Consider the following 14,239-nt stretch of genomic DNA (forward strand, 5'->3'; position numbering starts at 1 on the left):
AATGATTCTTACGGCTGGATTTTGTCTATGATTGAGTAGACAAAGCAGCAAGCTGATTATATTTTTTCTGTGCATCTTTTAGCGCTACAAGTAACGCTTTTTGAGAAGAACCGAAATATCGGTTCTTTACTTCCATTACTAACGCCGGGTCATTTATATTTTTATGTAGAAATAAATATTTAACAAATTGAGATGTTAATGCAATTGTCGCTGAGCAGTCTGCATCTACAATTTCCCCTGTATCCTTAACAAGGATAAATGCTACGAAATAGCTTTTAAACTTTTCAGTAATGGGATTATTTTGAGGTGCTTTCGCATCCCCTACGATATAAATTGTATTTGAAGCGTACACAGCTATCTTCCTTTCTTATACGAGGATAACGGGTTTCTTAATAGTCGTATGAGCGAGGAACTCAACGTTGATTAAAAAATGTATCCGCTTACCTTGTATTATAATATAATTGACAGAATTTTAACAACATTTATTTTAGTGTATATTCCATATTTATGAAAACAGCTTAAACTCTTCATTTTTACAATATGTGATTGTTCCTTGTACCATGACATTCATACATAAAAAACTGCACCTCCAATTGTTAGACGGTGTCTAACAATTGGAGGTGCAGTTCAATGGCTAACTGTTTTTTATTACTTTGGCATCACAAATATAGTTTCATTTGACTTAGAAAATTGATACTCTTTTCTCGCTAACTTCAAAATTTCTTCCTCATCGTCTGTTAAATTTTCTATGTTAGTCTTTAAAGAATCTTTATCTTTCTTTAAAGATACTAATTGTTTCTTTTGATCCATAATCGTATCTTTCTTTTTATCAATTACTTCTTGTTGTTTCGTTAAAATATATTGAACGTACAGAGTAGTTGCTGCAATAAAAAGGACCATTAAAATAAGACGCCTTAACTTCTTTTTATTTACCCTACGCTTGTCACTAGGTTGTGATGATTGTTCTGGTATATTAGGAACATTTACTCGTTTGAGTTTCCTCATTCAAATCCCCCTAACCCATATTTTTCACTACCATCGGCACGTTTTCTTACTAAACTAAATTCTATTCTTATAAAATAAACTCCTTCACAAAAATATCCCATAAATTAACCAATTAAAGATAGCATTCGACGACATTTCTACATTTACACCGTTTTTTTTTATACATGCTGCTATAAAATAGTAGTTTCTGTAATTCTTTTTCTACTATTGTAGAAGAGTTTTTTCACACACAAAATTCTTACCCCACATATCCATGTTATAACATGCTTACAAGGAGGAGAAATATGCATTACCGCACATTAGGTAAAACTGGAATAACTGTTTCTGAAATAGGTTTTGGGGCATGGGCAATCGGTGGTGATGAATGGGGACCTGTTAACGATAAACAATCTATAACTGCTATAAAAAAAGCAATTGAGTGTGGTGTGAATTTTATTGATACTGCGGATGTGTATGGTTTAGGACATAGTGAAAAGTTGGTGGCTACCGCGATTAAAGGACATCGTAATGATATTATCCTATCAACGAAAGGTGGTTTAATCGGACACCACTACGACCCTAATGGAGTTCCTGTATATGATACTCCCGAAAAAATCATCGCCGTATTTGAAACAAGTTTACAACGTCTTCAAACAGATTATATTGATCTTTATTTTTGTCATATTTGGTGGCATAATCGTAGAGAAACAGAAGCATTTCTACGTGCATTTGACATATTAAAACGTGATGGAAAAGTAAGGGCAGTCGGTGTTTCGACTCATGATTTACAATACATTCATCATTTCAATAACAACAACGAAATTGATATCGTACAGCTTGATTACAATATATTAAATCGAAAACCAGAAAAAGATATATTACCATTTTTACAAGAGAAAAATTTAGGAGCTGTTATTCGTGGTCCATTAAAAATGGGCATTTTAACTGGAAAATTCACAAATAAAACAATTTTTCCGGATGGAGATTTACGCAAAGATTGGCCAAATGAAACTTGGTTTCAAGAAGACTTACAAACTGTAAAGAAACTTCGGTTGCTCTCAAATAAAAATCAGACCTTAGGGCAACTTGCACTTCGCTATGTACTCTCTCATCCGGCAGTAAGTGTTGTAATTCCTGGTGCCAAAACAGGAATACAAGCACAAGAAAATGCAAATGCATCTGTTCGCCCTATGTTGAGTGATGAAGAGCTTAACTATATTCATTCAATATAAAAAGCCCAATTCGGGCTTTTTAATTTGGGAAACTAATATCATACTCCATTCGCTTCGCTGTGTCCTCCGCAACATGCACACCTAACAAGTTTTTCACAATATGAAATGCCATATTAATTCCAGCTGAAATTCCGGCAGATGTTATAATATGTCCTTCATCTACAAACTTTACATTTTCTATAACTTCAACATTTTGAAACTCATTTTTAAACTTTTCAATACTAGCCCAATGTGTTGTTGCTTTTAAACCTTCCAATAAACCTGCTTTCGCCAGTAATAGCGCTCCTGTACAAACTGAAGTCATCAGCTTTACTTCTTTCATTTGTTGGCGAATCCATTTTATTACTATTTCATTTTTTATTTCATATTCTCTAGCACCTAGCCCACCCGGAATTATTAAAATATCCACTGGTGGTAAATTTTCAATACTATAATCTGGCTGTACCTTCAATCCGTTCCTTGCTGTAATCATTTCCCCATTCTCGCTAACTGTATAAACAGTAAATGGTTTTTCCTCATTCACCTCAGTTACAGAAAAAACTTCAAATGGCCCTGCAAAGTCTAACACTTCTACTTCATTAAATAAAAATATACCAACACTCCATTTATTCATCATAAGTTCACTTCCTGTTTCAAATGATGTAATAGATGATCATATCCTTTTTCTAATGCAATATCATACGCTGTTTTCCCATCATTTTTCTTTATCATCTTATTAGCTCCATTTTTAAGGAGTAACATAATTATTTCTTCATTTCCTAATAATGCCGCTTCGTGAAGTCCTGTCCAGCCACCACTTTGCATAATATTTACATCTAATCCTTTTTCAATTAAGAAAGCAACAAGTTCACTTTGCTTGTTCGCAATTGCTGCTTGCAAAGGCGTATTTTCATTTTCGTTTTTCGCTCTACTATGTATATCTGCACCACTTTCTAAAAGAAAACTCGCTATTTCTTTCTGTCCAAAATAAGCTGCTAAATGAAGTGGTGTCCATCCATCTTCACTACATTCGTTAACAATACTTGGACTCGCCTTTATAAACTTCACTACTTTTTCCTTATTACCACTTATAACAGCTTGTGCTATTGATTGTAAATGCTCCATAATAATCTCCCATCCTTCAAAATATTTAAGCATCTCCTTCTACATGTTCTATTCATTATTATATTTTCCTTTTAAAACCTTAAGTTTACATAATAATATTATATATCACTTTTTGTGCTTAATGCTGAATAGCAATAATGTTAAAAATACTGCCTTTAAACAATGAAGACCATGATTTCATTAGAATGACTGAAAAAGCAAGCAAAAAACTATACACATAGTTTTCATCATATTTGTTCAGTTGCATGAACTAAAACAGGTAATGTTTATTCTGCTATTTATGCTTTCAACATATCAAATAATATTATTCCAATAAAAAAACAATCCATTTTAAAAATGGATTGTTTTTTTATTTCTGTTTTATGCGGTTTATTTTATTTTTGTATTTTCAATGATAGAATAATTATATTTACAAAAATGAAACGCTACTATCTTAGCCCCTCTTATAGTAAATTTTTCGTTCGAAAACAAAAATACAATTTCACCTTACAATTGAAAAAACATATGTAAAAGTTTCTAAAACAGCTGCCTTATCATACTAATCTATAGCAATTCTGTCTTCTTCCCTTACCTGTTTCCTTTAACACATACGATTTTAAAACTAGCGCCGTTAATGCATCTGTTAATGTTTTATATGATAAATTTGATAATGCCAATAGATCGTTCGTATATAACATTCTATGCTTCTCTAATAATAATAGTACTAATCGTTCAGACGGTTTTAATGCTTCGTCACTTTCTAGTATAAAGTCTATATTTTTCATTTCTCTAATTACTACTCCTTATATAAAAAAATACTTTAGGTGCTAATTTAATATGAAAATAATACATAACAAAATTATAGATATATTAAAATAGTACCATCTAAAAACACTATTATACTATAACATAGAAGTAGTGTTTCCCCAAATAGGAAATGCTTTTTTATATCGCTGTAAGATTCTTGCAAATGTACATAATATTTTGTACCATTACCCGCCAAGTTTTCTTCTAATTTCGCTGCTCATCTCGATGTATTTGTAATCAATGAAGTTCTTCTAAAATTATAAACAAATAAAAAACGGTTCGTCTATCATGCCCTAAACATGAATGACAACCGTTTTCTAGTTTCTTCTTAATTAACATGCTCTATCTTAAATATTTCTTGCAATATGCGGCTTACTGTAATGACTTGTTCCACCGCCACCTACAACTACTTTACCGCCTTTTTCGAAAATTAATAATTTACTTGAACCATCTGCAAGAAGCACTATTACTTCAGCATTATTACTTGTTGCTATATAAATTACATAACCACTCTTTGATATACAAGTTTCCCAATTCGCATCAAATTCTGATCTTACTACACGATTTGAATACACTTGATTTTCAATTCTATCTTGTTCTACGTTTTCCAAATTTATTCTCCCCTCTTCCCTGCATAGTTATATATATTAAAATAGCACCATCTAAAATAGTGACCGATTTTAACATAAATAGTATATGTAATTAGTAGGAGAATGCTTGGACAATAGAAACGAAATAGACTTCGGGAATTTTACAATTGAAACTTCTCTTTAATCATTTCCGCTACTTCTTTTGCACTCAAATACGTGTTATTAATTTTTATATACTCTTCTTTTTCAATTTCACCATGAAGAGAGTTTAATCTATGCATTTTCATCGTTTCTTTCAAATTATTTTCAGACCACTCAATATCTCTTTTTTTCGGTTTATGTTCTAATCTATTCGGGCTTTTATTTCGTTCTAATCTTTCATCTAATTCCGCTTCCAGCTCTACAAAATACACTGTCCCACCTTTTGATTCAAAAATATTTTCTACATGATGTATATAATCCCAATCCTCTTGGAGGTCAAATGCCCATATATACGTAAAAATCATTCCAGATAAATCACTTTTAGATACTTCTTCAAATATTTCATTACGAAATAAACTTACTAGTCTTTTTGCTTCTTTCGTACTGTAATCAAAAATTGGACTTACTAAATCAATTGTCATGTGGTTATGAAAAAGTTTTAAACCGGTTAATGTTGCTAATTCTTGCCCCACTGTCATTTTTCCAACTGCTTGTGGGCCAAATATTAATATAAGTTTCATTTATTTCCCCCAATCTTTCTCTATAAACCATTACATAAAATAAAAAATAAGACAGCCGATTTTAAAACGATTGCCTTATTTTTTATTCATAGTTTTAGTTCTATTCTTTTCGCACAGCTTCAAAAGTAATCGTTTGATTTGCATTTGACGGTTCTTTTTCATAAACATATTCAGTAGAGCGAGTAATGTTTGAGAAACCTATACTTTCTAAAAGAAGTATAAACTCTTCTATTCCATACCAGCGCAGCGCAAAGCGTTGCAATTCTGTTTGTACTAACTGTCCTTTACTCCACTTTTCATATTTCAAATATGATACTGTAACTTGGTTCAGCCAATCTATTTCAATTGATTTATTTTCTAATGTGATTCCGTCTCCGCTTGGCAAAGAGAAAGTCGATGTATGAATTTCCCCAGTCTTCCATTTATGCGGGAGCATAATATCTACGATTAATCGTCCACCTGGATTAAGATGTTCATAAAAACATTTTAATGCATTTATAGAATCCACACGATTTTCAATTAAACAAAAAGATCCAGTAGGAATGATAATTGCGTCATATTTATGCGGAAGTGAAAATTGTTGCAAGCTTCCTTCATACAAATTAGGATGTAAGCCTCTCTCTTTACAGCGCTTACGGCAAGAATCTAGCATTTCAGGTGAATAATCTATCCCATCCACTTTAAAACCAGCCTCTAGAAGCGGAATGATGACACGCCCTGAACCTACTGCAGCTTCGAGGATTCTTCCTCTACAATCTTTTAAACGTTCTTTGTAATACTCAATATCACCATTTAAAGAATAACCGACTGGTTTTGTGTAATCATACAGTTCCGTACAAAGTGTACTATAAAAGCTAAACATTTATTTTCTCCTCCGTTTTTACGTACGGAAGATTTCAATTCAACTAATCTTCCTATACCTCTAATTTTAATGAGATTTCGAAAGAGCTGACTGTCATAATATATCACTCACTTTCCATAGAATATAATGATATTGTATTACATAACCTTCCAATTTGAAATATAAAAATTAAAAATTCAGACTACAAATTAAAGAGCTTACTTTAGTAAGCTCTTTAGAAAAAATATTTATTTCACAATCGGCAATGTCACTTCACTTAATTTCACAGTAAGTTTTGTACCAGCTTTCGGTCTAATTGTATAATCATAATCACTTGCAATTAAAACCACTCCGATTTGATGCCCCGCTTTAAATACATAATCATCTGGCTGCATGTCCCATGTGAATGTATAATCTTTGCCCGGTTGAATCGCTGTTGAATTTTCTATACTCTTTACGTTTTGTGGGTCCATCCAGCCTCTCGTTACGATTTCCGGCTTCGCTCCTCCATAGTCAACAAGTAACGCTGTTAAATTTGATACAGATCGATCAATATTTCCTGTAATTGAAATCTTTGGTGTACCACTTATACGCGTATCTTTTTGCAGTACAGGCATTGTATATACTAATCGATTTGCTACTTCTAATTCTGGGTTTGCTACTAATTGGTTTGATTTTATTTGTGCATCATCTAAGAATGAGAAAACTTTATTAGCCGATCCCATACTTAGTGGCAAATTGACTGATTTATTGCTTAAATACATACGGATTTTTGAAGGTACAGCTGCTGGATCTGGCCAATTTTTTATCTTTTGCCACGTTTTATTTTCTCTTTGCACATCAACCATTGGTTCATCCATAATTCCATTTTCAATTCCGTACAACCAATAATCTAACCATTTATTTTGTGTTTGCTGCCAGTTATTACTTGATGTCCCACCATGACCACCTTGGTGTAGCCACATTTTACGCGGAACATTATTTTCTCCAAGTGCTTCCCACCATTGCGCGAACTGTTTCGTTTTAACATTCCAATCGTTTAAACCATGAACAACAAATACACTCGCTTTTACATTTTTAGCATCTTTTACATAGTTACGTTTATCCCAAAAATCATTATAATTACCTGTTTTTCGGTCTTGTCCAGCCGTTAACTCTTTTATAACTTGTCCGCAAACTTCAGGGTTTTCCCTTGTCAGTACTGCTTCTGCCATATTATCTGTATCTTCTCCTTGATATCCGCCTGGAGCAATGACTGCACCATTTGCACGATAATAATCATACCAACTACTAATTGCTGCGATTGGAATAATTGTTTTTAAACCTTCAACTCCAGTAGTCGCAACAGCATTTGGTAATGTACCATTATAAGAAACTCCAGTCATACCTACATTGCCTGTAGACCAATTTGCCTGAACTTCCTCACCCTGTTCTGTAAATGCTTTCGCGCGACCGTTTACCCAATCAATAACAGATTTTGTCCCGAGTATCTCTTGTTCATCTCCAGTTGTAGGGCATCCATCTGATTTTCCAGTACCGATACTTTCGCCTAAAATAACTGCATAACCTCTTGGCACGTAATAGTTCCCATACGAACCAAGATTAATCGCTCCATACGGTTTTCCTTCATACGCATACAATTCTTCATCTACATTATATACAGGAACATCTTTTAATCCAGATCGATATGGACTCATTTCATAAATAACAGGAACTTTCACATTCGGATCTGTCTTTGGACGCATAACTTTTATCGATACTCTGTCTTTCTTACCGTCTTGATCACTATCAACTTCTGTCTCTACATATAAATTTTCGATAATAGCTTCATCGAGAGAATAAATCGGTTTTGTCATCCCATTTTCTAATTCAATTTTCGTATTTTTAGTCTCTTCCTTCTTCTCTGCATGCACATCCATAGTAAAGCTAGGTATAATTGTTGCAGATAGCATTGCTGACAGTGTAATTGCCATTTTCTTTTTACTCAAAATATTCCCTCCCCTTATTCGTTCTCTTTTACTATATAACAAAATAACTGAAAATTCAGTTTTATTTTTATATAAAAGTTGAGAAACTCAAAGATTTCTTATTAAGTAAAATTTAATGGAGGTGTGAAATTATTTTCCCACTCCCACCTTCTTTATAAAGTGAAACTTTAATCAACCCTCACCAATTGGACGTTTACGATCAGCAGGGCCACTTCTTTGCTTTCGCTGAATTTTGAGGTGGGGTCTTACTGCCCGGCAAATAGCGGGATAAATAGAGAAAAAGACAACCAATATTTCTATCGATTGCCTTACATTCCATTTATTATTTTTCTAACTCTTTAAAGGTATCTTTCAAGTCTTTATCAGATACCTTTATATCTGCATTTTTAAGCAGATCTCTAGTAACTTGTTGATGGAATTGAGGATCTTGTATACGTTGCTGTTCTAATTCTTTACGAATATTCTCTTTCTCTTCCTCATACGGTTTAAGCTCTTTTTTATCCGTTAGCTTAATAATATGATATCCGAAAGAAGATTTAACAGGTTCACTCAATTGACCAACTTCTAACTTATACGCAGCATCCTCAAATTCTTTCACCATCATACCAGGTCCAAATTCAGATAGTTCCCCACCTTTTTCTTTAGAACCTGGATCCTCTGAATATTGTTTAGCCAATGCCGCGAAATCTTCGCCACTATTTAATTTTTCTTTAATTTCTTTTGCTGTCTTTTCATCTTTTACTAAAATATGGCTAACTTGAAGCTTTGGCTTATAATGATCTTTAATATCTTTTTCCGTTACGGTTGCTTTAATAGCTTTTTCAAAAGCAAAAGTAAGCTTTAATTTCTCTTTCAACTGATCTTCATTTTTCACACCATTGGATTCCATATATGTATTAAAATTATCGCCCATCTTGTCTTTTAATTCTTTTAGTTGTTTCGTTACCTCTTCATCCGTAACTTTATATTTATCATGTAATACTTTCTCTACTACCATTTCAGATAAATTCTGTTTACCGTAGTTTTCTTTTAATTTTTTGTTAAAATCACTTTCTGAAATGCTTCCTGATTTTGTCGTTACAATATTATCTGATGAACCACATGCAGATAAAGATAACGTCATACCCATTAAAATGCTACCAATTACTAATTTCTTTCTTTTCAAATCTGAATACCTCACTTCATTAAATTCAAATATAACTATGTAAATATAACGTTTTCCTGTGAACTTCACGTGAATTTAATGAAAGTAGAACATTTGCTAATTCTCCATTTAATACATCAATTTTGAAAATTATGGTGATTCATCCTATATCGCTAATCTCTAAAGCTGCAAAAAGGACTAATATTTTCATTAGTCCTTTTTCACATTTATATAAAATTGAATTTCTCCATCTATAGAGGAAACTCCATATTCAAAACCATGCCTTTCTAAAATACTTTTCACTATCGCTAAACCTAATCCTGTACCTGATTTTTCTTTACTACGAGAAGATTCTAGTACATAAAAAGGCTCCCAAATTTTCTCGATATCCTTAATTTTATCCGTAGGAATGCCATTTTTTATTTGGAAATATATACTTTTATTTCTATCTTCTAATGTAATTATTATGTTTTGATTTGCTGTATATTTTATCGCATTAGAAATTAAATTTTGAAACACCATTCTCATTTTATTTAAATCTGCATAAACGATTGTATTGCCCGCATTACAATTTACTTGCAAGTTAATTTCTTTCGAATCCAGTTCAATCTGATGCTTATCTAATATACTCTGGACCAGTGGTTCAATGGGGAATTCTTCTTTTTGTAAAATATCTCTTTCTATTTTAGAAAATCGTAATAGTTCTTCAATTAAGTTTGATATTTGATCTGTTTGTTTAATAATTGTATCTACGTAAGTCCCATCATCTAATCCATCTTTAATCCCCATAGAGTATGCTTTTACTAATGCGATCGGTGTCTTTAATTCATGCGTTACATCACCCATAAATCGTTTTAAATGTTCATTACGATCAGTTAAGTCTTGATGTGCTTCATGTAGTTTTTCACTCATGATATTAATACTATTGGCCAACTCTCCTATTTCATCATTCGTTTTCACTTTCGTTCTTTTAAACTGCAAATGTGAAATATCCTGAGCCACATCACTTAACTCTTTCAGTGGTGTCGTTATTATTTTTGAAAGTATCCACACAAGTAAAATAATAAGAAGGAGCGAGAAACATAGGATATATAAGTAAAATGTATTTAACGTATTTATAATTTCATTTGAATTCGCAATGGAAGTCCCAATTAAAATTATCGTATCATCTTTCGCAATATATTTAGCAAAAAAACTCGCTTTTACCTTTCCTTGATCGTACAGTTTATTCGATTGCCCTTCCGTCTTCACTTTCATAACTTCGTCTTTCGTAATCCAAAGCTTATTTAACGTTACTTTCTTTTTCGTAAGTTGCATGCGTAACGCGTCGTTCATAGCATCTTCTGACTGATTAATTGGCGTATACGCAATTGTAACATTATTTTCACTTTCAATTGTATGAATAACATCTTCTAAATCATTGACTGGCGCATTTTGTATTTGAGTTGTAAATTCATTTAAGTTTTCACGTGTTTTATAAATATTATATTTCGGCAGGAGAAAGTTAATTAATAATAAAGAAATTGTAAATATAAGAATAACGGTTAAAGAAATGCTGAGAAATAGCTTTTTCCCAAGTTTATTCACTTTGTTCCTCCAAACTATAACCCAGCCCACGATGCGTCTTAATAATATCTTCTCCAATTTTTTTACGCAGCCTTCTTACATGTGTATCAACCGTTCTCTCTTCTCCAAAATAGTCAAATCCCCATACAATGTCTAACAATTTTTTACGAGTTAAAATCGTTCCTTTATGATTTAAAAAGCATTTTATTAATTCGAGCTCTGTTTTTGTAATTTCTAACTCTATATCATTTTTATATACTTTATTTTTGGCGAAATTTATCTTTACATCTTGTACTTGAATAATATCATCGTGCTGAATAAGTTTTTTCGCTCGCGTAATTAGTACTCCTGGATGAAATGGTTTTTTCACGTACTCATCTGCCCCACTTTGAAGCGCTGCTAATTCATCTTCGCTTTCACTTTTCGCCGTAAGCATTAATACTTTCACGCTTGAATTCTTTTTTATTTCCTGACAGACAGTAATACCACTATGTTTTGGCATCATCCAATCCAAAATAGCTAAATCAATTTTTTCATCATAAAATATTTGAAGTGCTTCCTCTCCGTCTTTTGCTAAAAAAACTTCGAATCCTTCTTTTTCAAAATAAGCTTTTAAAATCCTTAACATATCTTGTTCGTCATCTGCAATTAATACTTTCATATTTTTTCCTCCATTGCTTTTAAACAAAAACCAATTGTATCATACAACATCTTTGTTACATGAATGTGACAGAAAAATATTTAAAGCTTTTGAGGGGATAGTAATGGTGAGGTGTTGTACTATGATAAAAAAAATCGGGGTCATTTCTCTTCTTATATTTCTATTATCAACAAATGCGTTCGCAAATACAAATCAACAAATTGAAGTATTTGATTGTCAAAAAGAAATGGTCATTCAAAAACAATCTTTAGATCCAGTAATCCAAAAAGAAGCAGTTCAATACGCTAAAGCAATAACTGGTCCATTTAAAAACTTAAATGTCGTTCCAAAAGATGGCTATATGATAAAAATCCCTTTATCTAAGCCGGTTTCTATTACTAATCAATGGTTACACACTACAATAGACGAAGTACTTATACTGCTCCCACTAAATGAAAAGCCTTATATTATGCTTTATGATGATGAAAATAATCCGCATTTTTATTATGTAAAAGGTAAACCAGGATTATTATTGAAACACATGAAGGTTAAGTTATAATGTAAGAAAGATCCCACAAATATGATTTGCGGGATCTTTCTTTATCAATTAACAATTTGATTTTCATTTAAAAAATGAATAACCTGTCTTTTATGATGGTTATCATGATCTACAAATTCTTTAATAATATATATAAGAGAATATGGCGTTCCGGTATGAGGACAATGTGATACTCCATTGGCCGTTAAAGGTTTCTTTAGATTTCCAGCAGATAGTAATCTAAGTTCTTTTACGAGTAACTCTCTTTTAGATTTTGCTTCTTCAAGAAGTTTCATCTTAGATATACCGGATTTGGCATAACTAGATGCTAGTTTATTATATGTATCAAAATCAGGGAACTCCATTCCCTTCCCATCTCTCACTGATGATAATGTCTCACGTAATAGATAGTCATCCCAGTTCATAATATGAGATATTATTTCGCCAATAGTCCATTTCCCCTCTGATATTGGTGCCACCCACAATTCCTCTTTCATACCTTTCAATGTATTTATCCAAATTGAATATTCATTGAAATCATTAATAATTTTATTTTCTCCCATCATCCAATTCTCCATTCTAATATTAGATTCTTATAAATTATAACATCAATCTACACGAAACAGAACAAAAGTTCTACTGGAGAAGTAAACAATAATTCACTATATCCTTTTATATAAGTTCAAATAATAGCTCACTCCCATATATTTTGTCCCTTTCAGAAATCCACTCGAAGTATAAAATTTGTCACCCTGTACTGTATCTGTATTTAAAACAACAATATTAAAATGTTTTTTCGCATCGTTTATAATTCTCGCTAATAATAACCTCCCTAATCCTTTCCTTCGGTATTTTTTTGCAATATAAAATCTCCTTATCCTACCAATCTTATTGTTTATTGTATATGGATCCTCATTTAACCCTCCTATTCCAATTAACTTTTCCCCTTGAAAAATCCCATATAAGCATTCACCAGTTTTATTAAACGTGTTTATTTTATTTTCATATTCACTTATTAGTTTTATTAGGAAATAAAATCCTTCGTCTTTGCTTTCCTGAACAAGATAATCGTGTTCGTATATCATTAAATCTTCAATTTGTTGAATATGTATATCTTTCAAGTAAATCTCCCCTTACTATGAAAATACATAAAAATGCTCTAGAATTTTTGATTCTGAGCATTTTTATGATTGTTATCTTATTCAATTCGTAGTATGTGTATTCTTCACTTTAGATATAAATCGATAATATAGTTGTTTAATTCTTATTTAACTAAAGCATCTGTTTGTTTAAGTGTATACATTCACATTTATATTTTCTCTCAAATATACTATCAGTTTATATATTCCCCCTTCTTCTCTAACAGGTTCAAGATAAATTGTAATTTGTTAATCAATATGTTTGTGTAACCACTGTTCAAATATTTTTAACTGTTCTTCAGTATGAAGGTAATGTTCACCCGTCTCCATAACTTCTAATTCACAACGATGTTTTTTTGTAAAATAGTTAATAGTTTCAAATTCGCACAGTTCATCCTTAGCTCCGTACATAATATATGTATCTGTATTCCATGTACTAATAGGATGCTCTTTTACATAGCATAAATAATCCCAATATAACTTTTGACCAATAGGTGTCTCTATAGTCATTTCTTTTTGTAAAAGCTCCGGTGTTACATTAAACCATTTCATCATATTTTCTATAATTCGTTCCATATTAACTACTGGTGATAAAAATAATGCCTTTTCTATCACATCATTTTGAAAAGCTAAAAGGCTAAAATATGCTCCCATACTACATGCAAACACGTTTATTTCTTTCCAATGTTCTTTTGCGTAGTTCATAATTATAGATAATTCATTAACACAAAACTGTACTTTACAAGGAGTGTTATCATTCTTTCTTTCTCCATGCTCAGGTAAATCAAAGCTTAATACTTGATAACCTTTTCGATCGGCTTCTTCAGCTACTATTTGAATAACTGCATCTTCCTTATTTGACATATTTCCATGTACTGCAATAAAAATTTTTTCACTCTTATCTCCCCACAAAACCGCAGGAATATTACTAATTTTAAAAATATTTTTAAGCATATTCCCCTCCA

At 31.9% G+C, this 14,239-nt stretch carries 17 protein-coding genes; 2 read left to right on the forward strand and 15 right to left on the reverse strand.

Annotated elements, in window-relative coordinates:
• Nucleotides 1-25: 25 nt before the first annotated feature.
• Both BLT20_RS11210 and BLT20_RS11215 read right to left on the reverse strand, forming a co-directional pair.
• On the reverse strand, nucleotides 26-352 hold the full coding sequence (locus BLT20_RS11210; RefSeq protein ID WP_000271313.1) for a DUF3870 domain-containing protein: 327 nt from the start codon (nucleotides 350-352) through the stop codon (nucleotides 26-28).
• 296 nt (nucleotides 353-648) lie between these two features.
• Nucleotides 649-1,005 carry an FtsB family cell division protein gene (locus BLT20_RS11215; protein ID WP_001228741.1) on the reverse strand — a complete coding sequence of 119 codons (357 nt, stop codon included), beginning with the start codon at nucleotides 1,003-1,005 and terminating at the stop codon, nucleotides 649-651.
• A gap of 284 nt (nucleotides 1,006-1,289) precedes the next feature.
• On the opposite strand from BLT20_RS11215, the gene BLT20_RS11220 reads away from it, so the two are divergent.
• Nucleotides 1,290-2,216, forward strand: coding sequence for an aldo/keto reductase (locus BLT20_RS11220; RefSeq protein WP_000559360.1), 927 nt, complete (start codon nucleotides 1,290-1,292; stop codon nucleotides 2,214-2,216).
• Between the two features lie 19 nt (nucleotides 2,217-2,235).
• On the opposite strand, the gene BLT20_RS11225 is transcribed toward BLT20_RS11220, so the two are convergent.
• The 10 genes from BLT20_RS11225 to BLT20_RS11270 form a co-directional block, all read right to left on the reverse strand.
• Entirely contained in the window at nucleotides 2,236-2,832 is a 597-nt protein-coding gene (locus tag BLT20_RS11225; protein ID WP_000981423.1) for a DJ-1/PfpI family protein, read from the reverse strand.
• Entirely contained in the window at nucleotides 2,829-3,320 is a 492-nt protein-coding gene (locus BLT20_RS11230; RefSeq protein WP_000400680.1) for an ankyrin repeat domain-containing protein, read from the reverse strand. The genes BLT20_RS11225 and BLT20_RS11230 overlap by 4 nt, the downstream gene beginning before the upstream one ends.
• A 533-nt stretch (nucleotides 3,321-3,853) precedes the next feature.
• Nucleotides 3,854-4,084: a hypothetical protein gene (locus tag BLT20_RS11235; RefSeq protein ID WP_000789029.1), complete on the reverse strand. Its 231-nt coding sequence runs from the start codon at nucleotides 4,082-4,084 to the stop codon at nucleotides 3,854-3,856.
• A gap of 369 nt (nucleotides 4,085-4,453) precedes the next feature.
• Nucleotides 4,454-4,717, reverse strand: coding sequence for a hypothetical protein (locus BLT20_RS11240; RefSeq protein WP_000432421.1), 264 nt, complete (start codon nucleotides 4,715-4,717; stop codon nucleotides 4,454-4,456).
• Nucleotides 4,718-4,857: 140 nt separating this feature from the next.
• Complete coding sequence (locus tag BLT20_RS11245) at nucleotides 4,858-5,418, reverse strand: AAA family ATPase (RefSeq protein WP_000767065.1); 561 nt, start codon at nucleotides 5,416-5,418, stop codon at nucleotides 4,858-4,860.
• A gap of 100 nt (nucleotides 5,419-5,518) precedes the next feature.
• Complete coding sequence (locus BLT20_RS11250) at nucleotides 5,519-6,280, reverse strand: class I SAM-dependent methyltransferase (RefSeq protein WP_000490911.1); 762 nt, start codon at nucleotides 6,278-6,280, stop codon at nucleotides 5,519-5,521.
• Nucleotides 6,281-6,507: 227 nt separating this feature from the next.
• Complete coding sequence (locus BLT20_RS11255) at nucleotides 6,508-8,247, reverse strand: Xaa-Pro dipeptidyl-peptidase (RefSeq protein ID WP_000038291.1); 1,740 nt, start codon at nucleotides 8,245-8,247, stop codon at nucleotides 6,508-6,510.
• 322 nt (nucleotides 8,248-8,569) lie between these two features.
• Nucleotides 8,570-9,412 (reverse strand): peptidylprolyl isomerase PrsA, encoded by an 843-nt coding sequence (locus tag BLT20_RS11260; RefSeq protein ID WP_000823433.1) that lies wholly within the window; start codon nucleotides 9,410-9,412, stop codon nucleotides 8,570-8,572.
• Between the two features lie 189 nt (nucleotides 9,413-9,601).
• Entirely contained in the window at nucleotides 9,602-10,978 is a 1,377-nt protein-coding gene (locus BLT20_RS11265; RefSeq protein ID WP_001037251.1) for a sensor histidine kinase, read from the reverse strand.
• Nucleotides 10,971-11,618 carry a response regulator transcription factor gene (locus tag BLT20_RS11270; RefSeq protein WP_000865969.1) on the reverse strand — a complete coding sequence of 216 codons (648 nt, stop codon included), beginning with the start codon at nucleotides 11,616-11,618 and terminating at the stop codon, nucleotides 10,971-10,973. Before BLT20_RS11270 ends, BLT20_RS11265 begins: the two co-directional genes overlap by 8 nt.
• A gap of 121 nt (nucleotides 11,619-11,739) precedes the next feature.
• On the opposite strand from BLT20_RS11270, the gene BLT20_RS11275 reads away from it, so the two are divergent.
• Nucleotides 11,740-12,156, forward strand: a complete 417-nt coding sequence (locus tag BLT20_RS11275; RefSeq protein WP_000591757.1) for a hypothetical protein — start codon at nucleotides 11,740-11,742, stop codon at nucleotides 12,154-12,156.
• Nucleotides 12,157-12,200: 44 nt separating this feature from the next.
• Here the strand turns inward: BLT20_RS11275 and BLT20_RS11280 are convergent, their stop codons facing one another.
• From BLT20_RS11280 to BLT20_RS11290, 3 genes are all read right to left on the reverse strand, one after another.
• Entirely contained in the window at nucleotides 12,201-12,698 is a 498-nt protein-coding gene (locus BLT20_RS11280; protein WP_000504411.1) for a DinB family protein, read from the reverse strand.
• 99 nt (nucleotides 12,699-12,797) lie between these two features.
• Nucleotides 12,798-13,256, reverse strand: a complete 459-nt coding sequence (locus BLT20_RS11285; RefSeq protein ID WP_000651657.1) for a GNAT family N-acetyltransferase — start codon at nucleotides 13,254-13,256, stop codon at nucleotides 12,798-12,800.
• A 267-nt stretch (nucleotides 13,257-13,523) separates the two neighbouring features.
• Nucleotides 13,524-14,228 carry an alpha/beta hydrolase gene (locus BLT20_RS11290; RefSeq protein WP_000916629.1) on the reverse strand — a complete coding sequence of 235 codons (705 nt, stop codon included), beginning with the start codon at nucleotides 14,226-14,228 and terminating at the stop codon, nucleotides 13,524-13,526.
• Nucleotides 14,229-14,239 lie beyond the last annotated feature (11 nt).

Source organism: Bacillus sp. cl96 (genome assembly GCF_900100505.1).
Classification (GTDB): Bacteria; Bacillota; Bacilli; order Bacillales; family Bacillaceae_G; genus Bacillus_A; species Bacillus_A cereus.